Annotated in this window: 21 protein-coding genes; 8 read left to right on the top strand and 13 right to left on the bottom strand. The window is 42.2% G+C overall.

The genetic code is table 11. The features are described 5' to 3' along the window. Positions 1-24: 24 nt before the first annotated feature. Together ACHUFN_RS06530 and ACHUFN_RS06525 are read right to left on the bottom strand one after the other, a co-directional pair. The gene (locus ACHUFN_RS06530; protein WP_394221501.1) at positions 25-270 is read right to left on the bottom strand and encodes a DUF4282 domain-containing protein; all 246 of its coding nucleotides are present in this window, start codon (positions 268-270) and stop codon (positions 25-27) included. Between the two features lie 171 nt (positions 271-441). Further along, on the bottom strand, positions 442-1416 hold the full coding sequence (locus ACHUFN_RS06525) for a 1-aminocyclopropane-1-carboxylate deaminase/D-cysteine desulfhydrase (protein WP_394221500.1): 975 nt from the start codon (positions 1414-1416) through the stop codon (positions 442-444). A gap of 107 nt (positions 1417-1523) precedes the next feature. On the opposite strand from ACHUFN_RS06525, the gene ACHUFN_RS06520 reads away from it, so the two are divergent. Both ACHUFN_RS06520 and ACHUFN_RS06515 read left to right on the top strand, forming a co-directional pair. After that, positions 1524-2183 carry a chalcone isomerase family protein gene (locus ACHUFN_RS06520; protein ID WP_394221499.1) on the top strand — a complete coding sequence of 220 codons (660 nt, stop codon included), beginning with the start codon at positions 1524-1526 and terminating at the stop codon, positions 2181-2183. Positions 2184-2241: 58 nt separating this feature from the next. Further along, a complete protein-coding gene (locus ACHUFN_RS06515) occupies positions 2242-2799 on the top strand; it encodes a DUF3833 domain-containing protein (RefSeq protein ID WP_394221498.1) in 558 nt (185 codons plus the stop codon). Between the two features lie 202 nt (positions 2800-3001). Here ACHUFN_RS06515 and ACHUFN_RS06510 read toward each other — a convergent pair whose 3' ends face one another. Beyond that, a complete protein-coding gene (locus ACHUFN_RS06510; RefSeq protein ID WP_394221497.1) occupies positions 3002-3742 on the bottom strand; it encodes a hypothetical protein in 741 nt (246 codons plus the stop codon). Positions 3743-4593: 851 nt separating this feature from the next. On the opposite strand from ACHUFN_RS06510, the gene ACHUFN_RS06505 reads away from it, so the two are divergent. The 3 genes from ACHUFN_RS06505 (at position 4594) to ACHUFN_RS06495 (ending at position 8364) form a co-directional block, all read left to right on the top strand. Next, the gene (locus ACHUFN_RS06505) at positions 4594-4770 is read left to right on the top strand and encodes a hypothetical protein (protein ID WP_394221496.1); all 177 of its coding nucleotides are present in this window, start codon (positions 4594-4596) and stop codon (positions 4768-4770) included. 445 nt (positions 4771-5215) lie between these two features. After that, the gene (locus tag ACHUFN_RS06500; RefSeq protein ID WP_394221495.1) at positions 5216-6925 is read left to right on the top strand and encodes an ATP-dependent nuclease; all 1710 of its coding nucleotides are present in this window, start codon (positions 5216-5218) and stop codon (positions 6923-6925) included. Further along, on the top strand, positions 6922-8364 hold the full coding sequence (locus ACHUFN_RS06495; RefSeq protein WP_394221494.1) for a UvrD-helicase domain-containing protein: 1443 nt from the start codon (positions 6922-6924) through the stop codon (positions 8362-8364). Before ACHUFN_RS06500 ends, ACHUFN_RS06495 begins: the two co-directional genes overlap by 4 nt. Positions 8365-8582: 218 nt before the next feature. On the opposite strand, the gene ACHUFN_RS06490 is transcribed toward ACHUFN_RS06495, so the two are convergent. From ACHUFN_RS06490 to aceK, 4 genes are all read right to left on the bottom strand, one after another. Then, on the bottom strand, positions 8583-10022 hold the full coding sequence (locus ACHUFN_RS06490) for an alpha/beta hydrolase (RefSeq protein ID WP_394221493.1): 1440 nt from the start codon (positions 10020-10022) through the stop codon (positions 8583-8585). A gap of 222 nt (positions 10023-10244) precedes the next feature. Then, the gene (locus ACHUFN_RS06485) at positions 10245-11672 is read right to left on the bottom strand and encodes a sensor histidine kinase (RefSeq protein WP_394221492.1); all 1428 of its coding nucleotides are present in this window, start codon (positions 11670-11672) and stop codon (positions 10245-10247) included. Beyond that, positions 11669-12349 carry a response regulator transcription factor gene (locus ACHUFN_RS06480; RefSeq protein WP_394221491.1) on the bottom strand — a complete coding sequence of 227 codons (681 nt, stop codon included), beginning with the start codon at positions 12347-12349 and terminating at the stop codon, positions 11669-11671. Before ACHUFN_RS06480 ends, ACHUFN_RS06485 begins: the two co-directional genes overlap by 4 nt. Positions 12350-12586: 237 nt before the next feature. Beyond that, positions 12587-14317, bottom strand: a complete 1731-nt coding sequence (gene aceK, locus ACHUFN_RS06475; RefSeq protein ID WP_394221490.1) for a bifunctional isocitrate dehydrogenase kinase/phosphatase — start codon at positions 14315-14317, stop codon at positions 12587-12589. Positions 14318-14496: 179 nt separating this feature from the next. Here aceK and ACHUFN_RS06470 point away from each other — a divergent pair, with 179 nt between their 5' ends. After that, positions 14497-14895 (top strand): response regulator, encoded by a 399-nt coding sequence (locus ACHUFN_RS06470; protein WP_394221489.1) that lies wholly within the window; start codon positions 14497-14499, stop codon positions 14893-14895. An 89-nt stretch (positions 14896-14984) separates the two neighbouring features. On the opposite strand, the gene arsB is transcribed toward ACHUFN_RS06470, so the two are convergent. The 6 genes from arsB to ACHUFN_RS06440 all read right to left on the bottom strand — a co-directional run bounded on the left by arsB (position 14985) and on the right by ACHUFN_RS06440 (position 19515). After that, the gene (gene arsB / locus ACHUFN_RS06465; protein WP_394221488.1) at positions 14985-16019 is read right to left on the bottom strand and encodes an ACR3 family arsenite efflux transporter; all 1035 of its coding nucleotides are present in this window, start codon (positions 16017-16019) and stop codon (positions 14985-14987) included. Between the two features lie 11 nt (positions 16020-16030). Beyond that, the gene (arsH, locus tag ACHUFN_RS06460) at positions 16031-16714 is read right to left on the bottom strand and encodes an arsenical resistance protein ArsH (protein WP_394221603.1); all 684 of its coding nucleotides are present in this window, start codon (positions 16712-16714) and stop codon (positions 16031-16033) included. A gap of 83 nt (positions 16715-16797) precedes the next feature. Continuing rightward, positions 16798-17265 carry an arsenate reductase ArsC gene (locus ACHUFN_RS06455; protein WP_394221487.1) on the bottom strand — a complete coding sequence of 156 codons (468 nt, stop codon included), beginning with the start codon at positions 17263-17265 and terminating at the stop codon, positions 16798-16800. Positions 17266-17395: 130 nt separating this feature from the next. After that, positions 17396-17728, bottom strand: a complete 333-nt coding sequence (locus ACHUFN_RS06450) for a metalloregulator ArsR/SmtB family transcription factor (RefSeq protein WP_394221486.1) — start codon at positions 17726-17728, stop codon at positions 17396-17398. 142 nt (positions 17729-17870) lie between these two features. Continuing rightward, positions 17871-18650, bottom strand: a complete 780-nt coding sequence (locus ACHUFN_RS06445) for a protein-tyrosine phosphatase family protein (protein ID WP_394221485.1) — start codon at positions 18648-18650, stop codon at positions 17871-17873. Positions 18651-18744: 94 nt separating this feature from the next. After that, positions 18745-19515, bottom strand: coding sequence for a DUF2306 domain-containing protein (locus ACHUFN_RS06440; protein ID WP_394221483.1), 771 nt, complete (start codon positions 19513-19515; stop codon positions 18745-18747). A 175-nt stretch (positions 19516-19690) separates the two neighbouring features. On the opposite strand from ACHUFN_RS06440, the gene ACHUFN_RS06435 reads away from it, so the two are divergent. Together ACHUFN_RS06435 and ACHUFN_RS06430 are read left to right on the top strand one after the other, a co-directional pair. After that, on the top strand, positions 19691-20941 hold the full coding sequence (locus ACHUFN_RS06435) for a sensor histidine kinase (protein ID WP_394221482.1): 1251 nt from the start codon (positions 19691-19693) through the stop codon (positions 20939-20941). Further along, the gene (locus tag ACHUFN_RS06430) at positions 20938-21582 is read left to right on the top strand and encodes a response regulator (RefSeq protein WP_394221481.1); all 645 of its coding nucleotides are present in this window, start codon (positions 20938-20940) and stop codon (positions 21580-21582) included. Before ACHUFN_RS06435 ends, ACHUFN_RS06430 begins: the two co-directional genes overlap by 4 nt. Positions 21583-21630 lie beyond the last annotated feature (48 nt).

Genomic DNA, 21630 nt, shown 5'->3' with positions numbered 1-21630 from the left:
AAAGCGCTAGCCCTTGGTTTTATATCACTCTTTGTCAGCAATTTTTTGAAGGTTACTGTTAATCTTAAACAGTACAATAAGCAGTTCGCACCAGATTCGAGCACCAATACAGCCACCCACCATGGCAAAAAGGCCTACTATGAAATTGGCGTTGTACCCGACAAACATTGCCGACAAGCCACCAACCACTGACCCTAAAAGCAATAACCAATACACAATAGTAATGATTTTAGGGGTTAACATTGAGTCGAAGAAGAATATATTTTTCATAATCATTCCATGATGAAGTTTGCAGGTAGCACGCTTTTACTTTTTATGCCGCATCCTGCGACAAACTTCCTGTTGTTATCGTTGTTTTTTATTGCGCAATCGCAAAGAGCGAGCGCCATTTGCAGTTGTAACACTGAAATGTAGCAAACGCAACGCTCTGTTATACAAGGGCTACCTAGCGCCTTGCAGGCCACCTGTGTGCAATATCACTATGCGTGTGCCATCTTCAAACTTACCTTTGGCAAGCATATCTTTAACTGCCCAAAAAGCCTTTCCTGAATAAACGGGCTCTATTTCAAACGGCATGGTTTGGTTAAAGTTGTTACAGAATGCTTTAAGCTCGTCGGGCGCTTTTGCATATCCGCCAAAATGGTAATTGTGGTCAATGTGCCAACATTGGGGTTGTGTTGGTAAGGTTTCATTTTCTGACTTTTGCCCATCGTTTTGGCTTATAGAAGCTGGAAGAAGCTTCTCAACTAGGCCTTCTAAGTAGCCTTCACCTTTAAGCACGCCAATGCCAATTGCTTTGCGAACAACATCATGTTCGTTGATTGCCATGGTTTTTTCATTAAAACTATTTAACGCACTAGCAATACCCGCTAGCGTGGCACCGCTGGCTACTGGCGTCACCATAACATCAAAGTCGACATCAATTTCTTCAACCATGTGTTGAATGCCTTGCAGCGCCTGAGTTTGACTGCCTCCTTCAGGAATGATCATCGCATTATTATGTTGCTGCTGAAGCTGGTTCAAGTAGGCCTTATCATCTCTTTTTTTGTAGGTGATGCGGTCAACATATTCAATGTTTGCACTCCACTGCATTAAGTCCTGAAGCATTGGTGTAGGGTTATTGCGATAGTCTCCGCGAACAACGGCGGTAAACGGAATGCCAAGTTTGAAACAAGCAAACCCTAACGCGTGAATATGGTTAGAAAAGCCGCCGCCAAAGCTTAGTATTTCGCGCGGTAACGGCGCGATTAACGCGTTGGTAAGCTTGCGCCATTTATTGCCTGATATCACTGGGTGTATAGCGTCATCGCGTTTAACAAAAAGCGATACTTTGCTAGCCCCTTCCCAATTTGGATGAAACGGTTCTAAGGGAGAGGGAAGTGTAAGTGACGATTTGAATGCTTCAAGAGATTGCACTGCGAGAGCCTAGTGTTTGTTGATCAAATGCGAAGTAGCAAGAGTATAACCAGATAGAAATTCATTAAAAGACCTGTAATTTTTATTACGCTTAACAAGAGCTAACTATGGTTATCAATACAGACTGCGTTCGTTGCCTTAAGGCGCCGGTTTACTTTTTAAAATCCCTGTTTATTGCGCTAATCAATTCGGGAAGTTCGGCTACATCGCGAGCTACTTACAAAGCGAATGCCGTTGCATTCATCACTATCGCGTCACTGTCAGTAAGTGGGCTTCTTATGTCTAGCAAAGCAATGGCCCAAGCGCCAGATTCGCAGCACATTGCTGAATTCGTACCCAACGCAAAGCTTGTCGGTAAGGGAATGTTTTCATATTACTTTTGGGATGTGTATACAGGCGAGCTTTTTGCGCCCGAAGGTTCATACAACAACGAACCACCTTTTGCTCTGCGACTCACTTATGAGCGAGATTTAAAAGGCAAGAAAATCGCCAAGCGCTCTATTGATGAAATGAAAAAGCAGGGCGACGTTTCAGGCGACAACGAAAGTGAATGGTTAGCGCTGATGGAAGATATATTTCCTGATGTGAGCGAAGGGGACGTGATAACAGGAATAGCAACAGAAAAGGGAACCAGCGTTTTTTATGTTAACGGTGAAAAGGTTGACGAAATTGAAGATGAAGCCTTTACGCAAAAGTTTTTCGATATTTGGCTAAGTGAAGACACTTCAGAGCCAAAGTTTAGGAAGAAGCTACTAGGGAAAGACTAAGCGCCCTTTCTTGCCGATTCGGACCAACAAATCTATTACTTATTCGGGATATTTTGAAATGATAAAAAGTGCGATGAAACTTGCTTTTGGATTAGGGATTGCTGCTTTAAGTGTGGCGGGCCTCTCTGGATGTTCCGTTTCCGTAGAAGGCGAAGACTATACGTCAGTTAAGCCGGCTTTTAACATAGCGCAGTTTTTTAACGGCGACGTTAAAGCATGGGGTATTGTTCAAAACCGCTCAGGTGAAGTAATTCAACGATTCATTGTTGATATTGACGGTTCGGTAAATGGCGATACGTTAACGCTAGATGAAACCTTTGAATATGGTGTGGGCGAGGGGCCAACGTCGCGCACTTGGACCATTGTAAAACAAAGCGATAACACGTTTGTAGGGCGCGCAACTGATATTGAAGGGCCAGCTAAAGGCACAAGTTATGGCAATGCCTTTAATTTTCATTACGAGATGGACTTGCCCGTTGACGACACCACCTATTCAGTAACCTTCGACGATTGGTTTTGGGCATTTGATGACAGCACCATGATGAACCGTTCTTATATCCGCAAGTTCGGCATTGTTATGGCGGAAGTCACTATCTTCATGCAAAAGCAGCCTTAATTGGCTGTTTTTACATGGTAGTTGCTTATATCTGATTTGATGTATATTGCCGAAAGCCCCGGCGTGACTTGGCTGACAGCAAAAGACAAACAACGGACGTTCGCATTCTATGTGTAGGATAGGACCCGTTACACATTTTTATAGAAGCTGCTGCAACGATTAAGGTGGTGGCGAGAGTTCCAATATACGAAGTTTAATCAGCCTATCGTGTATCAAATTTAGCTACTTCATCTTTCAAACAGATTTTTAGTTGGTCTCTACACATGCTTTCATTATCCAGACCGCATTCATAATAGTTTCTTAAACAAACTAAACCTTCCACATCCTCTGTTTTAGATTCATCAACGAGTTGGTTCAATCCTAGCGCCATAGCTACACAGCACGAAAAAATGATAACAATCAAAATTAGTGGGTAAGAAGACTTGTCTCCAGCATCAAGCTTATCGTAATCCTTTAGAAAACCGCCGAAAATTTCATGTTCGAGATTGCGAAACTGTCCCCATTTGTTTGACCAAAAAAAGAGATAAGCGGAAAAAGCTAGAAACATCGCACCCAAAAAAATGTACATACTATATTTAGCATCAATTATCTGATTAGGCATTATCCATGTACCAAATTTGCCGCTGAAAACCGCCACAATAAATGCCGCTAGAGCGATAAACAACTGCATGAACACTTTGAATGAATCGTGGACTTTATCAAGAGAAAAATGAATGTGATAACTAGTATTGGCGTAGCGTTGCTTGTTTAGTTCAATCCAATAAGTAAGTATGGTTTTTTCAGAGTCTGTGTAAGCATGTTTGGAGTTTGGATCTTGCTCTGCATTTAAACCTTCAGTCTTATCCTTAATATTTTTGAGCGTTTCGGCAGATAATATATCAAGCCGATTATTCAACCACTCAATACCAACCTCTTTCGCTGCTGCTTCTTCGTCTTTAGACATACGAAAATCCCTTTATTCATGAGCTGATTTGCAGTGCAACTTAGCTATTACTATAGAACACGATTCCAACAAAAAAGTCACGTGAATTTCAGTCAAAGATTTCATTCTAGTTTCTTTTCAGTCGAATGTCGGTGCTTTCTTCCAATTTGAGCTTATACAGTCGAGTGTCCAGTTTACGTACTTTTCAGCTCCACAGGCAGCATTGAGCTGGCATCAGAAGACAGTGAGCTGAACTTCAAAGTTTAAGATCTGGAAAGCGGTTCTGCGAGATTAGTTTAGGAGAGGTGGTGAATATTCAAACCACTTGACGAACGATGTATATAGTCTTTTTTATTAATTGACGTGCCTAAATCTCACGGGCATATTTGTGTTCTGCACAACTAAATCAGTTTCTACACTGTATTATTCTCTCAATCGTTGCCGGACTTTGGGAAGTAACAAGGAAAAGGCGAAAAATGATATCTCGAAACAAGAAAGCTATTTTGATTTTGTGCGTATTAACGATTATCAATATTTTCGTTTTTTCTCGTGTAAGCATGATTAGGTATTTAATTCCGTATGGGAATGTTTATCAAGTACATGGATTTAAGATTTTTAATTTTAATGAAAATGATCCGCAGTTTACAAAATGGACAAGTAAGAATAATGTCGATTTTTCTATTGAATTTAACGCATTCGATTCCAGTGGTGAGACATACTTTTCCGACACAGTAACGTCATATATAAAAGAATATAACAATGAAACCTATGTCTATATGGAGTGGGAGTGGCGAGCTAAACTGAAAAAATTCAAATATATCAAACTAGTACCATCGACCCGAAAACCTAACATTGCATGCCAGGAAGTTGATATGAAAATATCTACGTGTCGAGCACAGTTCGACATGGGCATGCCATTTAAGTTGGTCCACTATTATGGTCCCGTGGTAACAAGTTCGTTTGACCCTCTAGAAGAGCTGGCAAGGATCGAGTCTGAGTTGTTCGGTTTTTATTACCCATACCCATTGTTATTTAAACATGAACAATAGTGATCTAAACAAGTTGGCTACACCCTAGCACACCAGACACTTAAATGATCATCACTCACATAAGTATTGAACGGCAGCAACACGTACGTTTCAGTCCTTCAGCGTGAGGGGCATCTTGAGACAAAGAACGGACGTTCAGATATAGCTCGTTTCTGCCCCCAAAATGAGCTAAAGCCATTAGTTGCCCACTTCACAACAATCCAATCTGACTTACTTGGTGTAATGCTTTTTTGTGCACCTACATTGGCATTAACCGCCCCCAACGGATGACTTAGAATGGATCACCGATACATCTCAACGGAGTGAGATTCAAGTTACTAGGAAATTTTGAAGTTCACAATGGCCTTGATGAGGGGCTATTTTTTCGTCTAAGTCTGTTTCAGCCTACATTGTTTGATGCTAACTTTATGAAAATGAGAACAAACAATAACTACATGGAAGATAAATGTACATTCGTACAGTTGAAATTGAAAACTATCGAGCCTTCAAAAACTTCGAGATCAAATTTTCACCACTAAGTGTCATTATTGGTGAAAACGAAGCAGGTAAAACTAACCTATTCGATGCTCTTGCCTTGCCACTTAACAACAACGACATTAGCTTCAATAAGAAACGTCTTTCAGTATCGGATATCAACCGCGAAGCAATCAAAGAGTTTTACCAAGCGATCATCAACGGTAAGGACGATGATGAGATAAAGCTTCTGATTCCCAAGGTTCGAGTTGAAGTCGAGTTTACTGAGCCACAGAACATTATTGAGGAAGGCGTTATTGGTAAATGGGTAATCGGAGAAGAAGCCGACGATAGTTACAAGATTCGTTACGACTTCAAGCCCAAAGATACAGAGCAATTTGTTAAGGCAGCCAAGGAGCTCCTTGACGGTATCGGGGACATAAAAGATACACGCTGGTTTAACCTGCCAATTGAGCTGTACGATTACGACATAACACAAAGTAACAATGGGTTGAGGGTTAGCTATTCTGATTTAAGACTTATAGGCATCAACTCGTTCAACGCTGAGCGTGATGACTTTGCCGAAAGTAACACTCAGAAATCAAACGACATTCTGACCAAGATGTTGATTTCCGCTCTCGAAGACTCAGACAAAGCTAAGATTAACAGCGCATACACTTCTTTTTTCGATGCAATCGAAAACACCGAGACCTTCACAAAAATCGTTAAACCTGATCCAGACTTCGAGAACTTCTTCGACGAGATTGTTGATAAGCTTGAATGTATCCCGAACCTGCCTAATTTAAAAAGCATCCTATCCAACATTACTCTGAAGTCTGGTGAAAGCTATCTGTATCAGCGTGGTCTTGGATATCGTAACCTCGTGTACATCTATCTATTATTTGAGTTCTTTAGGGGCAACAAAAATGCACTCAACCTATGCTGTATCGAAGAACCTGAAGCACACCTCAGCGTCAACAACCTCCGCTTCGCAACTGACTTTATATACAAAAGCACACAAAAAGGCGGCTCGTCTCTACAAACGCTAATTAGCTCCCATAGTCCACTGGTCATCAATAAACTTGAGCTAACCAACGTGATCGTTCTATCTGGAAATAATGCGATCCACCTAATTGATAGTAAGAAACATCTTACTAATTACCTTCGTAAGCGCCCAAACTTCGACATTCTAAAATTACTGCTGAGCAACAAGACTATTCTCGTTGAAGGCACTACTGAAGAGATGCTGATTAACGCTATCCTATATCGCAATAACGAAAATGTTAGCAGTCTTGAAGTTATTTCTATCGAGCAAACGGGCTTTACAACTTTCATAGACATTTGGCTACAAGTCAACAAAGGCAATGCTAAGAAGAAGTTAAGCATAATTCGAGATTATGATGACAATAACTCAACCAAAAACAAGCATCAAAAGTACGATACTGATAACGACAATATTCGAGTAAGAACCACTTCTAAATATACGCTCGAAGATGATCTTGCGGAGGCTGATGGAAACCTTGGCCGCTTGAACATACTTTTCAACAAGGAGTGCAAAACCTCTGGTGATATGGCTGAGTACCTGAAGAAAAGCAAAGCTGAAAGGATGCTCAGGATAGCTGATTCCATCTTAGATGAAGAGAACAACGATCCGATCTCGTTACCCAAACACATTCAAGAAGCCTTGGATTTCATGAAATGATTGAAATTCAGATAGCTGGAGCTGGCGCAGGTAAAACTCATAGTCTGGCTGAGAAGATCATCGCGCACTACGACTCAACATCGCCTAAGAAAATCTTTGCGATTACTTATACCAACAATGCCACGCAGAACATCTCTCAGGCGATTATCAGACAATTAGGATACTTGCCAGACAATATCGTAGTTTGTACAGTTCACACGTTTCTATTGAATGAGGTCATTTACCCTTATTCTCCTTTTGTTTTAAATGAAGTACACACTACCTCTTCACAATGCAAAACGTTCTCAAACTTTCCTGCTGGAAAGTCTGCTGAAAAAAAACAAAGAGAAGCCAAGAGTACCATTTCAAGGCTAAAGAAAATTGGGGTAATACATGTCGATGAAACATATTCTGCGGCGTGGAGAGTTGTCGATGAAAACTATTCAAAACACAACAGCCAGAAGAAAAAATCTAAAGTTAGGAAAGTTCATAAACTTCTAAGCAGTGCGATCGACAAGATTTTCCTTGATGAAGCTCAGGATCTTGACGAAACCGCTCTTAAAACTTTTCAAAAAATCGGCGAGAATTCTGCTGATATCTACATGGTAGGCGATCCCAAGCAAGCAATTGACTATCCAAAAGATTTCAAAGGTTGGTTAGCAATAAACAAACACAACAAAAAAGTAAAAGTGCTGCCGAATATCACGACATCTCGTAGGGTTCCACAGAAGATTCTCGATCTATCAAATACGTTCTGCCCCAAAGGGCAAGAGCAGATCAGCTTGTCTGAAGTTGAAGGACGCCTCACATACATCACTACAGAAGATGACCATTATGACGCTGTACTTAGCCATCACATTGAGAATGGAAGCTTAGTTAGCATTTTCAGAAAAGAAGGTAACTACTCAACTAAACAAGCGGGAACACTACCCGAGTTTGACCCTGAGGTAGAAGAACTACTTACAGTAAAATTTCTCGAATATGAAGAAGGGGTGGTCATATATTCATTACAGCGTTTCTTTGCATCTTTGTTGTCCAAAAATGACAACAACGGTTCCATACGTAAATTTCTTTCCAAGCTCGAAATTCCGTATGAAAAAGAGTTATTTAAAAGTCTTTGCCGAACTGCTGAGCAATATAGTTCATCCAAGGACAACTCGGCTAAGTACACAATAAGCAGCATCCAGCGCACTAAGGGCTTAGAGTCTAAGGTCTGTGTATTAGTCTTAACACCAGCGATTTTCAAATGCCTAATGCAGGATGCTGTAACCAAGTTCAACAAGACTTGGAATATAGTTTACGTTGCATTAACGAGGGCTGAGTCAGAGCTTGTTGTTGCAGTGGACATGGATTTACTTGGCAATAAATACAACCACGATGACATTGTTAAAAGCCTTGAGTCTATTGGGTTCCAAGTGTTGAACCCAAATCATCCAAACCACAAGAATAAGAAAAATTAGAGTGAATATAATATCAACCAAAGATAATTGCCAAAACCCTGATTTGTCGAGATTTTCCATACCTTTAGTTATTCATGAATTACTAATATAGGGAAGTCTCTAACACTGAATTATCCAAAAATGAGTTAGGGCGACCGTTTGCTTGACGTACTTTGCCGTCGTACACAATTCTCTAAACGGTACGATGAGACAAATAACGTGTGCTATGAAAAAGATATTTATTGTCGCTCACCTTTACCAAGTATCCAGTCCAAACCTTGTATAGCTATGGTCGGAAAAACGGTTGCGTGCGTAGCTCCATCGACAACGACATACTTTATTTCGACGTTACCGTCTGATTGTGTTGAGATCTTTTCTGCAAGCATGTTACTCCCTTTAACCATATTTTCTCTCTCTCCAAACTCAGGTGTTTCCAAGGAACCGACAGATAAGTAAACTTTTGATACTGATGTTGTTTTTTGAGGAGTCATTTGTAGCAAATAATTGTCATTAAACCAAACTGAAGGACTACCCAAAATGTAGGATGAGAATGTATCTGGGTATTCAAATAGAATATATGCGCCGAGAAGGCCACCAAGTGAATGGCCTATAAAAATGCGACTATTCGTGTCCGTTCTGTATTTCGATTCAATGAAAGGAAAGATATCAGTATTAAAAAACTCTATATGAATATCTGCATTTCCCGTTTCCAACTTCCAGCTATCAGCTTTTACGGGCGTATAGTCTCTTACTCGACTTTGAACACCTCTTGAGTCAGTTGAATATGCAACACTGACAATGATTGCTTCTTCCATAACACCCGAATACATTGGATTTCGAGTAGCTCCAACAAGTGTGGGAAAGCTATATGGGGCATCGGTTGTGTATATTACAGGGTACTTTTTGTTTGGCGAGGTGCTATAAGTGCGAGGCAGCTGAACATATATCGGATAAATTCGTCCAGTAGCCGATTCCTCTAGCTCGATGATAGAACTTCTTTGCGGTCTATATGGTACCGATGAAACATGTGTCTCAAGCCATGACTTAATGGGCGATATCCAAGCCTCAATGGGGCGATAAAAAGCGCCGTGCTCCAAACCCGTAGAGATTTCTATTTCCTTGAATGAGCTTACTGCCTTTGGATTTCGTTTAACGACCTTATGACAAGAGCCAACAGAGTCTGAGCTTTCGTGAATAGACAATACATGACCAGTTAACACAATATCTTCATCTCGACTCAAACTCGTAGTACAGGCAGCAAGGATCACGTAATTGATGTCCGTTTTTTGAATGGCATTTGACGCCAAAGCAGTAATGTAGCCACCACGTGAAAACCCTATCAAAGTGATATTGCGTTGAGGAACTCCCATTTCTAAAAGCGAGCTTACTTGGTTCTTTAATTTTTCAGCATGTTCGGTAGGGCTACTTTTTGCTTTTCGATGTTCGGATATAACTACAGCGCCAAAATCAGTCAGTTTTTCTAGTATCGCCGGATAGTCGTACATGCCCAAGCTCGGATGAACAGGCGTCGGGTTCTCGCCTTCGACAATGTAGCCATGAGAGTAGAAAATATACTTTGCGTTCGGATTAATTTCGTCAGGTATTTTATCGAAAATTGAGCTGGCGAATGCATCGCAAAAGGCGAAAAAAATAAGGAAGAACAATAAGGTAAAGCGCACTCTAACAATTCCTTGTTTTTTTTTAGTCTGGGAATCCTAGCTGCTAGACCATTAAAGTAAAGAGAAAACGAAGCAAAATAACGTTAACTATTCCGAAAATGTCAGTTGAGCATAAAGGTGAAGGTCAGCAAAACGTACAAAAGGCACTATCAGATTAGGTCCAGCCCTATCCCTGAAAGTACCAAGTTAAAGCGACGAACAATCCATTAAATCTCGTCAGCATCACGATTTAAACGGAAAGCAGAAGACCACGCCTAATCCATGGCCTTTCATCAAGGGGTCATGTACGAACCAAGTTTGACCATCGTGCAGTTTGACTATCGCCGATACCAGGGACAATCCCAGCCCGTTCCCTTTGCTGGTTCTGCTGCCATCGGCTCGATAAAATCGACGTTCTAAATTTACTATTTCGTGCTCGCCCACACCAATGCCTGCATCGTTCACTGCAATAACAATATGTTTAGACGTGGTGGTAAGCTGAACGGTTACATTACTACCTTCGTTTGAATACTTAATTGCGTTATCCAGTACGTTTGCTACTGCTTGAAACAGCAAATTGGGGTCGGCAGTCATGCTAATAGGCGCTAGGTGGCTTGATAATGTGATGTGACGCTCTTCCGCTAAAGGGTGATACAAATCTACTACGTCTTCCACAATGGCGCGTACATCCGTTGAACAAAACCCTTCTTTTTTATTTGTGGTTTCAAGGCCACTTATACGCAGCAAACTATTAAACATGTTAAGCAGGTTGTCGGCTTCTTGGGTAGTTTCCTCACGAAGCTGGTCATTTTCTATTTTTTCTAGTGTATTTCGCAGTCTAGAAAGGGGAGTACGCAAATCGTGGGCAATACTGTCGGTGACCGACTTAATGTTGTTTACTGAATTTTCAATGGTATCCAGCATTTGATTAAACACAAAAGACAAGCTGCTCAAATCATCCCAGTTGCTGTCAATGTGAAGCCGCTCTTGAAGGCTGCCCGTTTTGATTATTTTATCTGCCGTCTGAGACATGCGATTAATGCGGTTAACAACATAAACAGCAATGGCAAAGCTTAAAACGCTCAATGTGCAAAGCAAAACAACAATAATCCAGCTAAAGGTTTTGCCAAACCATTGGGCGCTGTATAGGTCGTCAATGCCTCGTCCTACATACAAAACAAATTCACCAAGTACAGCTTCTCGCATAAGCGCTTGGCGCAGTGTTTTACGCTCTGTGCTGTTGGGGCGAAGAATGACAATTTCGGCGGTATCAAACCTAGCGCCTTTATGGCGTTCAAGTACTAAAGGAATAGATGAAAGGTTACCTGCCACAACTTGTTCATTTTTACTTAATACGACAAAAGAACGCAGCTGGCTGAACGCGTCAGACTTGGCCTGATCGTTTGTTGATGTGGTAGGAGCAGTGGAAGTCGGGGAGACTTTACCCGTTTCAATAGCCGCTTTAACGGCTTCAATACCTAAATTCTCATACAGGGTGATGAGGGCATTGGTTTTGGCGTTAACGGCGGCATTCGATTCAGATATGAATAAATCGCTGCTCGTTAATCGCCAAAAATAAACAATAAGAACAATGGCAATGCTAGCTAGGGTGGTGAGCAATACGCCTACGCGAAAACTGGAGCTACGCGTAAAGTCGCGTATTGCTATCATGCAAGCCCATCCGCTATGCGGTACCCCGTGCCTCTTACAGTCTCGATAAGCGGAACGTTAAACGCTTTGTCCACTTTCTGACGTAAACGACTAATATGTACATCAATTACGTTCGTTTGAGGGTCGAAATGATAATTCCACACTTGTTCTAACAGCATACTGCGGGTCACAACTTTGCCCTTGTGGCGCAACAAGCATTCTAAAAGTTGGAATTCTTTTGATTGTAAGTCGATTTCTTGATCGCCACGCAATACTTTGCGATTCACCAAATCAAGGGTGAGGTCGCCAACCTTAATCAGCGTTTTATCTTCACTTTCTTTATTGCGACCAGCAAGGCCTTCAACGCGCGCCAGCAACTCTTCAAACGCAAAAGGTTTGGTAAGGTAGTCATTTGCCCCTGTGCGTAAGCCCTTTACTTTATCTTCCACTTGGCTTTTAGCGCTAAGTAATAATACGGGGGTTGTATTTCCTTCTTCGCGAAGTTTTTCTAACACCGAGAAACCGTCGAGTTCAGGAAGCATGACATCTAATATCACAGCATCTAACTCACTATTAGACGCCTCTTGGTAGCCCGATGCTCCATCGCCTACAGTAATACATTCATGCCCTTCACCCAATAGTCCGTTAGCGATGTGCGAGGCAACCTTTGGATCATCTTCTACAAGTAGCACTTTCATTATTACGCTTCTTTTGTTCATCAACAATAACACGCTTGTTTGGCGTTGCCGTAGCCGTTATGTGGCGATACATTGTCAGCAGGCGAAATCAAGCAGTCGAAAAGCATTATCGCTTTCACATGCTTTTACGAGTGTTATGTAATGAAACGATCACTTTTACGCGTTTTTACACAATGCATTTAGTTTAGAAAGTATCCTCGAAAAAAGCGCTCTACAAGCGCTAAGTAGCTATCTTTATCAGCCTCTATCAAAACTTATACTGGCGTTGTAGGGCGTAAAGTGTTGTACGTCACCTCGCTCACACTTTCTTTGTACTTCGTGCCAGTATTCGGGCGTCATCAAGTCGCCGTGCAGCGACTTAAGAATGTCTTTGAATTTACGTTTACCAACAATGAAATGTTCGAATTGTTCTGGGAATACATCGTTTGGTGCAACAGAAAGCGTGTCAATGGCGTAAGGGTCGTCAGATTTTGGAAGTGCTCTGAAGTTACGCTCATTCATTAAACAGATTTCGTCGTAGTCGTAAAAAATAACGCGGCCATGACGTGTAATACCGAAGTTTTTGTGAAGCATATCTCCAGGGAAAATATTGGCCATCGCAATTTGCTTTATGCAAAGGCCCAATTCATCTAGCGCGCGCGTAATTTTATCTTCGTCTGTTTCTTCTTGAAGATACAAATTGAGCGGTGTCATTTTTCGCTCTATATACATGTGTTTAATGATAAGTTCGGTTTCTGTAAACTCTAAACTTGAAGCACAGGTTTGTTTTAGCTCTTCAATAAGCTCTGGCTCTATTCTGTCTAACGGAAATCTGAAATTAACGTATTCGTGAGTATCAGCCATGCGCCCAACCCGGTCTGACATTTTTACCAGTTTGTAGCATTCTTTAACGTGGTCACGAGTAATTTTCTTACTTTCTGCAAATTCATCTTTAATTATTTTAAACACCACGCCGTAAGAGGGCAGATGGAATACCATCATCACCAAGCCCCGAATACCTGGTGCCGCCTCGAATTTGTCGTCAGACTCGTCCATATGCTGTAGGAAATTACGGTAGAAAACGGTTTTACCGTGTTTGTAATGCCCCATCGACATATAAAGCTCGAAATGCTTTTTATTCGGTAGAAGCTCTTGAAGGAACGCGGCCACCTCGGCTGGGTTTTGGGTATCGGCCATAAAATAGCTGCGCGCAAAGCCAAAAATAACGCTTAGGTCTTTGCGGTCGGTAAGCAGAGCGTCGACGAACATATGGGGCTTGTTGTAGCGTCGCATGGCAATCACAAAGGGCAGGGTTTCGTCAGGCATGCAGATTCGCCCAATTAAATAAGCGGCTTTGCCTCTAAAAAACGTAGGCTTAAGTATTTCTACGGCTTGAACGCTTGCCAATTGTTCTTTGTTCAAGCGTGCGCGAAGAGCGTTTTCAAGGTTTTGAAGGTCGCGCTCGAAGTTTTCAAACGGAATATTGTATCGATATATTTTGAAGATCGACTCATACATTTCACGCACCGTGGTCGTGGTGTCGAAACTATTGAGCACTTTGTGCCTGTCTTGCCCCGGCAGGAAACAGCGGCTGGGTAGAACAAACATCATGTCGTTGTCGATTTTTCTGTGCTTAAAAAAGCGCCCAATAACTGAATTGTAAAAGGTTTCGGCTAATTCGAATTGCGGGTGGCCTTCAAGTTGTAAAGCAAACACTTTTTTAAGTTCTTGCCAGAAAACGTCTTCTTGTTGATGTACCTCGGTTAACTGGTAAATTTCGGCTACCGCATCAGACAAGCTTTGCTCATAAATAGTAATGCGCTCTTTAGATGCCAGCTGGGTTTCTTTCCAGTTTCCCTTTTCAAACCTTTCTTGCGCCCCGCGTGTTATGCGTGTGAACCACCGATAGCTTTTATCGAAATGAGATAAAATTTGGTAAGCAACTTTTCTCACCAAGCTCTTATTTTGGCTAGCGGTTAACTCTTGCATGGGTAACGGTTCCTTCTTTGAATACACGTTATATCTATCACAAAAAGAACCGCTTGAAGAGCGAAGTTTGGTGCAGATGGTTAATAAGTTACCAATAATCAGCTACTTTTTTGTTTTCTTATACTTTTGTTTACGGTATTCTGTTGACCGATTAATAACCAATTATAAGTTTGTATTTGATGGGTTTTAATATTCTGATATGTGATGACTCGGCGCTTGCGCGAAAGATGGCAAAAAATAATTTGCCTGACGGATTTGCTGAAACTATTTATGAAGTGTCTAATGGTATGGACGCTTTAGAGGTATTAGCACATCACACGATTGATTTAGTTTTACTTGACCTAACCATGCCTGTAATGGGCGGTATTGATGTGTTAAGTGAAATAAAACGTCGTCAGTTAGAAACGTTTGTAATTGTTGTTTCTGGCGATATTCAGCCCATGATGCAGGAAAAAGTTATGTCTTTAGGCGCTCTGGGTTTTATCGAAAAGCCAATTAACCGAGAGCTTCTTAAAACGGTTTTACGCCGCTTCGGTTTTATTCTGCCAGATACCTACAAAGCGGCCATCGCGGTTTAGCACAAGAGATTTATTAGAAAGGGCGCACCATGGTGCGCCCTTTCTTGTTGTGGTCTGTTCAATTGGCTTTTTTCAAACCTTCTCGCGAATTAGTCAAACCAATGACGAGTTTTATTCGCAAACCATACTAACGACAGCATAACAGGCACTTCCACTAATACGCCTACTACAGTGGCAAGTGCTGCTCCACTATGTAAGCCAAAAAGTGAAATTGCCACGGCAACAGCCAGTTCGAAAAAGTTCGAAGTACCTATCATACATGCTGGTGCGGCAATATTGTGCGGCAACTTCATGCGTTTTGCTGCAAAATAAGCAATGGCGAAAATACCGTAAGTTTGTATAAGCAATGGTATTGCAATAAGCACAATATCTTGAGGCTGCGCCAAAATGGTTTCGGCTTGAAGGCCGAACAAAATTACAATAGTTAGCAGTAATCCAACTACCGAGAACGGTTTAAATTTGCTTACAAGCGCATCAATTGCCCCAGTGCCCAATTCATCAGCTGCCGTTTTCTTGTTTTCTAACGCTCGGCGGGTGATGTAACCCGCAATTAGTGGCAAAACCACATAAAGCGCAACAGACAGTAATAGCGTATCCCAAGGTACAGTGATATCAGTTACGCCAAGTAGCATTGCGGTAAGCGGTGCAAAAGCCACTACCATGATAAGGTCGTTTATCGATACTTGTACTAGGGTGTAATTGGCATCGCCTTTAGTAAGATGACTCCACACGAAAACCATTGCCGTACATGGCGCTACACCAAGCAAAATCATACCTGCTATGTATTCGGTAGCGGTTTGTGGGTCTACCCAATCGGCAAAAATACCTTTAAAGAAAAACCAGCCTAATAGCGCCATAGTAAAGGGCTTAATAAGCCAGTTCACCACAAGCGTTAGCACAAGCCCCTTTGGCTTTTTACCCACATCCTTAATGGAACCAAAGTCAATCTGCACCATCATTGGGTAAATCATGAGCCAAATAAGCAATGCCACCACAAGATTTACATGGGCATATTCAAGTGCTGCGATAGACTCGAATACGCCGGGCACCGCATAACCTAAGCCAACTCCAGCAACAATACACAGGCCAACCCACACCGATAAATAACGTTCAAAAAATCCCATTACATCAAGCCTTATATCGATTTTTGGTTAACGCGCTTACTTACTTCTTCAGCGCTTTCAACGCGTTCAGAATAACGGTCAACTAAAAACGCTTTGTTGTCTCTGGTTAGCAACGTAAATTTCACTAATTCTTCAACTACATCCACAATGCGGTTGTAGTAGGGCGAAGGTTTCATTCGACCGTCTTCTTCAAATTCAAGAAAAGCTTTGGCCACAGACGACTGATTGGGAATGGTGAGCATGCGCATCCAACGGCCCAAAATACGCATTTGGTTTACCGCATTGAAAGACTGTGAGCCACCTGAAACCTGCATAACAGCTAAGGTTTTGCCCTGTGTTGGGCGCACGCTACCTAAGCTAAGAGGCACCCAATCTATCATGCTTTTCATAATACCCGTCATGCTTCCATGTCGTTCTGGCGAGCACCAAATCTGGCCTTCAGACCACATCATAAGTTCGCGAAGCTCTTGAACCTTTGGGTGCGAGGCATCTTCTGTGTCAGGTTGAGGTAAATCGCGAGGGTCAAAGATTTTCGCCTCAGCTCCGAAGTATTCTAGTAAGCGAGCTGACTCTTCTATTACAAGTCGACTGTAAGAGCGTTCACGTAACGACCCGTAAAGTAACAATATGCGCGGCTTATGCTGTGAAAACGATGAGGCGAAGTTAGCCATAATTGGCTTGTGCATTTGTTCCATTACTGCGTTGTCAGACGGCGCCTCGGCTGACGAAACGTATTGGTTCATTGATGTTTCTTTGTCTGGTGATACATCTTGGCTCATTAGTGCGCCCCTAACTCTGATAGTGCTTCTTTAAGCGCTGCTTTATCTAAATCTTTTTCGGCTAGTTCAGCGATGGCGGCCACACGCTTTTCGATAATGTCGATGGTTTTGTTGAATGCATCGGCCTTTTCTTGTTCCGAGCCTTCAATTTTGGATGGATCTTCCAATCCCCAATGTACTTTAAGAGATTTGCCGAAATACACTGGGCATGATTCGCCAGCGGCAGAGTCGCAAACCGTTACGACCAAATCGGCATTGTAGTCTTCAAATTCATCCCACGACTGGCTTTTAAGGCCTTCAGTGTCAAACCCACGTTCCGCTAAATATTTTAGAGACAGCGGGTGCACTTCACCGACAGGCTGACTGCCAGCGCTACGTGCTTCCAGGTTACCTTTTGATGCATTCGTGATGGCTTCGCAAAGAATGCTGCGGCATCGGTTATGAGTGCAAATATATAAAATCTTCATAAAGATCCTTGTTGATTGTGTTGATGCTACCAACGTAGCCAACAGAAAAATGAAACCCTGATAAAAACGAGACTGTTAGTGTGCCCTTACTACCATTTAGAACGGCCTACTAACGCGTTAAAAATGGTTGTTAACAATCAGCGCATGACAGATTAGCCAGCGCTTCGCTGATGTATTCATCATTGCTTTTGGCGGTGTTATTGATGACATCAAGTGCCCATGTGGGAAGCTGAGGGTGAAGTTGGTAATACACCCATTTACCTTTGCGTGTATCAAGCACCAAACCGCATTTTCTTAAATCTGCAAGGTGACGGGAAATTTTGGGTTGGCTTAGTTGCAGTGCATCGGTTAAGTCACACACGCACAGCTCGCCTTTTACGCTTAGCATAAGTAAGGTTTTTAGGCGGGTGTCTTCAGACAGACACTTGAAAAATGTTAATGGCGAAAGTGAACACGTAGACATAAGTACATCATATATGGAAATTCGTATGTGATGTATCGTATATGAAATTTCGTATGTGTCAATAATATATGTGAAATTTCATATGTGTATTTTAAAGTGCGATCGAATTTTCGAAGCAATTTATGCTTGGGTTTCTGAAAGCCTAGTGGTTTTCAGGAAGCGCTGCTTCAAAAGACATCGCCACTTGTGTGTTATTTACTGCGTTATAATGGCTAATTACGTCGTTCATAAAGGCATACCATGTTGGGTTAGGGTGCCAAATGGCCATTAAGTCCTTTTTGGCAGTTTTCTCGCTTTCACCAAGCACATTCACCCTGTAAAGGTAGGTAAAAGCTGCACCGCGCCAATTCAATTTGCAATGAGTGAGTACCTTGTCTTCTTTGGAATCAACGCTTTTCATAAATGCTGCGTAATTTAAAAAGTTTGCAAGAGTAGGGCCTTCCCAATCAACGGGTACATTAAAGTAGTCAAGGCCTAGCTCTGAGGTAGTGATAATTTCATCAGCGCGATTTCCAGGAATGAGATCGATTACATGAGTCACACCTTTACCTTTTAGTTGCGCCAATTGCTCGGCGTCAGGCAAACCAGATGAAAACATAAACGACGCGTTTTGCTGAAAGTTTGTCAGCGTCGCCAGGCTTGATGGCGGATTTGTCTGAGCGTGGTGATTTTTGTGTGCGTCGTCACTCGATTGCGGCATTGTTTTATTTTCCTTATTGCCTGCTTCGCTATGGGGCGATGTTGTTAAGTCAAGCGCCCACGCTGGAGCGCTTATTCCTAAAACTAATGTTCCTATTCCCAACGCCTTTTCCAACGCCTTTCGTAGTGCCCGCAGGCTGATTGTGCTAAGAAGTGTTTTAGGCTGCGTCTTCATCTTTAAAGCTTCACAAATGGCTATTGCACTTTTTTTAACGGTTTTCATGATCATCACCTAGGTTCCTTGCGCTGATATTCGTCATATCTGTACAAATCTATTTGTTGCGAGCTTCTAAGTTACACGTTTGACCGCTTTTTGTTCAAGAGTGCTCTTTGATTAAATCGCGTTCTGTTTGACGTCTTTTAATCGCTGCCTTTGGTTTGTATTTACAGCTAAGCCAAATTGAGAAAGGAACACCTATTAAGCTTGGCAATACCCAGCTGGCAATTTGCAGTGAGGGAATGCCTTCAAACAGTGTGCGACCACCAAAAGCAAAGAATGCAGTATAAGCACCAATACCAGAGCCAATAATGTGACCAATGTGCTCGGTAACCCATTTTCCAGCAACCATGTCTTTTTGAAACACGTAGCGCAAAATGCCAATGGCATTAAAGAGGGCGATAGGCGCGAATATGCAAGTAAGGGTAATACCGTACGTTATGCCTTGATATAGCGCAATTGAAGCCACAACTAGCAGCGTTACGGGCAGCCACAAATAGCTTACAGTGCGCAGTTTACTAAGGTGTTTTTTTACTTCTAAGACCGCCACCGAGTGTCTGACATTATTCCAAACTAAGAAGCTAAGCATTAATAAGAAGGTATATTGACCTCGAAGGAACGCGGTGAAGTGCTCAGCAGATTCGAAACCTTCTGGAATGGTTGGGTAAATAACGAGTGGGTTGATTAACGCCATTGAAGAACTAATAACACCACTAATCGAAGTGAACAGCATGGCTTTAATGTAGTAGTCGCCATATTGTCTGTGTATTTTACCGCCTTTTTTAGTGAGGGTGGGTACCCAAAAAAGTAACAAAGACAAAGCGCCGGCTACGATGTGAAACGCCACAATTAAACCGTGAATTGATTGCATCTTGTTTTCCTTAAGCCATAAAAATGAATGTGGAGCTAGTTTGATGCTTCTGCTTTTTTTGCATAAGTGCCAAAGGTCATTAAATAAAAAGTGACTTTTGGCCTATGCATAGTGGTAACTTTTTTGTCACAGTAGAGGGAACGAGAATAACAGTGATAAAGGTAGTAAAAAGCGAATGAAGGTTTCTGAACCAGATTCCTCGCCAGCAAATTGGTTGGCAACAATGGATATAGAGCGTGCATCAGCATGCATAACATGGATGTTTGTTAGTGGTTCTGCACTTTACTTCCTATCGAATCACTACACGTTTATGCATTGGCGCACGCTAACGGCAGCAATCATCTTCATAGCGCTAGCGGTAAGCTTTGTAATTGTGAGTCGACACGAGCACGACCTGCCAACATGGCGCATGCCCACGCTATGTGTCATGTACTTACTAGCACTTGCCAGCCAGCTGGTGGTTCCCTATGTATACCTTGCTATTTTTGTTGTCATTTGGTCAGCAATGCTGCCGTACTACTTATCGTGGAAGACGTGTATTGCGCTGTCTATTCCTTTGGCGTTTCCCACCGTGTTCATTCAATCATGGGTTTGGCACGAGAATCAGGCACTACTAACAGGCGCTTTGTTTTGGACGTTTAACTTGTTCGCTATGATCATGTCGAACACCGCCATTAAAGAAGCGAAAGCGCGGGAAGAGGCCGATGCGTTAAATCGTCAATTGCTGAGTACTCAGCAATTGATGAAGCAAGCCTTAACCCAAGACGAGCGCCTTCGAATTGCGAGAAATATTCACGATGTATTGGGGCACCACTTAACGGCGCTTACTATTAACTTACAAGTAGCCTCGCGTAAGGCTGGCTTGCTGAATGACAGTGAATCGCAGGGCATTAAACAACACGTTGACAGGTCGCACGGTATCGCCAAATTGTTGCTTTCTGATGTGCGAGAAGCCATTTCCGATATACGAGAGAACGCCGCTATTGATTTTAATTTAGCAGTAAATGCACTTATTAAAGACTTGCCAAGGCCACATGTGGATTTACATATCGATAAAAACTTGTCATTAACCAACGTTCGCATTGCTGACTGTTTGTTGCGAAGTATGCAAGAAGCGCTGACTAATGTGATTCGCCATACGCAATCACCGTACTTTTTGATGGTGCTAGCGCAGCGAGAAGGGAAGTATTACCTGCTGCTGCAAGATAGTAATGTTCGCCAGAACGAGGGAGCGAATAAATCATTGCACCACATCATAGAACACGCCAAAGTACAGCAAACTAACGTCGATAGCTCAAACCCTGTTGTTGCGGGAAATGGCCTTCAAGGAATGACAGAACGTGTGAACGAGTTGAATGGAACAATTCATTGGCAGAGAAGTGCCGAGGGGTTTTGTATTGAAATTGAAATTCCGGAGGGCGAATGAAAACACGCCTCATTTTAGTTGAAGATCAAATGCTGGTGCGCGAAGGCATAAAATCGCTTCTTAGCTTAGACGATGGCTTAGAAGTGATTGGTGAGTATGAAAACGGGCAGCAGCTGATAGACAGCGAAAAAGCAGCAAGTTGCGATGTGATATTGATGGATATACGCATGCCCATATTGTCTGGCATAGATACGCTGCACGCACTAAGTGAAAAGGGCATTAATACGCCAGTGCTAATGTTAACTACCTTCGATGATCACGAACTCGTAAACAGCGCCATGCGTGCTGGTGCAAAAGGCTACTTGCTTAAAGATGTGTCGCTAGAAACCTTGGTAGAAACCATTGCGCAAATTAAAAGCGGTAAAACGCTTATTCAACCAGCGGTAACCCAAAAAGTGCTTCAAGGCTTGCAGGGCTTAAACGTTGAGTTTGAATCATTTGAAAACCCAGAGCCGCTTACCGAAAAAGAAGTCGATATTCTTCGCTTAATTGCAGCGGGTTACAGCAATAAAGAAATTGCCGATGCCATGTTTAAATCAACGGGCACCATTAAAAACCAAGTTTCGTCAGTAATGGCAAAGCTTGGTGTGAGAGACAGAACCAGAGCGGTACTGAAAGCCTTGGAGCAGGGCGTAATCTAGTCTAAACCAATAAAAAAGGAGAAGCATGGCTTCTCCTTATTCTTCTTA

Origin of the sequence: Alteromonas gracilis (assembly GCF_043642145.1) — a bacterium.
GTDB lineage: Bacteria > Pseudomonadota > Gammaproteobacteria > Enterobacterales > Alteromonadaceae > Alteromonas > Alteromonas gracilis_B.
Note: the sequence above shows the minus strand (reverse complement) of the source record. Positions and strands in the feature narration are given on the sequence as shown.

What these genes read in the sequence shown, in the direction of transcription:
- ACHUFN_RS06530 (WP_394221501.1), bottom strand. Translation starts at nt 270, where the DNA reads ATGAAAAATATATTCTTCTTCGACTCAATGTTAACCCCTAAAATCATT.
- ACHUFN_RS06520 (WP_394221499.1), top strand. Translation starts at nt 1,524, where the DNA reads ATGGTTATCAATACAGACTGCGTTCGTTGCCTTAAGGCGCCGGTTTAC.
- ACHUFN_RS06515 (WP_394221498.1), top strand. Translation starts at nt 2,242, where the DNA reads ATGATAAAAAGTGCGATGAAACTTGCTTTTGGATTAGGGATTGCTGCT.
- ACHUFN_RS06510 (WP_394221497.1), bottom strand. Translation starts at nt 3,742, where the DNA reads ATGTCTAAAGACGAAGAAGCAGCAGCGAAAGAGGTTGGTATTGAGTGG.
- ACHUFN_RS06505 (WP_394221496.1), top strand. Translation starts at nt 4,594, where the DNA reads ATGAAAATATCTACGTGTCGAGCACAGTTCGACATGGGCATGCCATTT.
- ACHUFN_RS06500 (WP_394221495.1), top strand. Translation starts at nt 5,216, where the DNA reads ATGTACATTCGTACAGTTGAAATTGAAAACTATCGAGCCTTCAAAAAC.
- ACHUFN_RS06495 (WP_394221494.1), top strand. Translation starts at nt 6,922, where the DNA reads ATGATTGAAATTCAGATAGCTGGAGCTGGCGCAGGTAAAACTCATAGT.
- ACHUFN_RS06485 (WP_394221492.1), bottom strand. Translation starts at nt 11,672, where the DNA reads ATGATAGCAATACGCGACTTTACGCGTAGCTCCAGTTTTCGCGTAGGC.
- ACHUFN_RS06480 (WP_394221491.1), bottom strand. Translation starts at nt 12,349, where the DNA reads ATGAAAGTGCTACTTGTAGAAGATGATCCAAAGGTTGCCTCGCACATC.
- aceK (WP_394221490.1), bottom strand. Translation starts at nt 14,317, where the DNA reads ATGCAAGAGTTAACCGCTAGCCAAAATAAGAGCTTGGTGAGAAAAGTT.
- ACHUFN_RS06470 (WP_394221489.1), top strand. Translation starts at nt 14,497, where the DNA reads ATGGGTTTTAATATTCTGATATGTGATGACTCGGCGCTTGCGCGAAAG.
- arsB (WP_394221488.1), bottom strand. Translation starts at nt 16,019, where the DNA reads ATGGGATTTTTTGAACGTTATTTATCGGTGTGGGTTGGCCTGTGTATT.
- arsH (WP_394221603.1), bottom strand. Translation starts at nt 16,714, where the DNA reads ATGGAACAAATGCACAAGCCAATTATGGCTAACTTCGCCTCATCGTTT.
- ACHUFN_RS06455 (WP_394221487.1), bottom strand. Translation starts at nt 17,265, where the DNA reads ATGAAGATTTTATATATTTGCACTCATAACCGATGCCGCAGCATTCTT.
- ACHUFN_RS06450 (WP_394221486.1), bottom strand. Translation starts at nt 17,728, where the DNA reads ATGTCTACGTGTTCACTTTCGCCATTAACATTTTTCAAGTGTCTGTCT.
- ACHUFN_RS06445 (WP_394221485.1), bottom strand. Translation starts at nt 18,650, where the DNA reads ATGAAAACCGTTAAAAAAAGTGCAATAGCCATTTGTGAAGCTTTAAAG.
- ACHUFN_RS06440 (WP_394221483.1), bottom strand. Translation starts at nt 19,515, where the DNA reads ATGCAATCAATTCACGGTTTAATTGTGGCGTTTCACATCGTAGCCGGC.
- ACHUFN_RS06435 (WP_394221482.1), top strand. Translation starts at nt 19,691, where the DNA reads ATGAAGGTTTCTGAACCAGATTCCTCGCCAGCAAATTGGTTGGCAACA.
- ACHUFN_RS06430 (WP_394221481.1), top strand. Translation starts at nt 20,938, where the DNA reads ATGAAAACACGCCTCATTTTAGTTGAAGATCAAATGCTGGTGCGCGAA.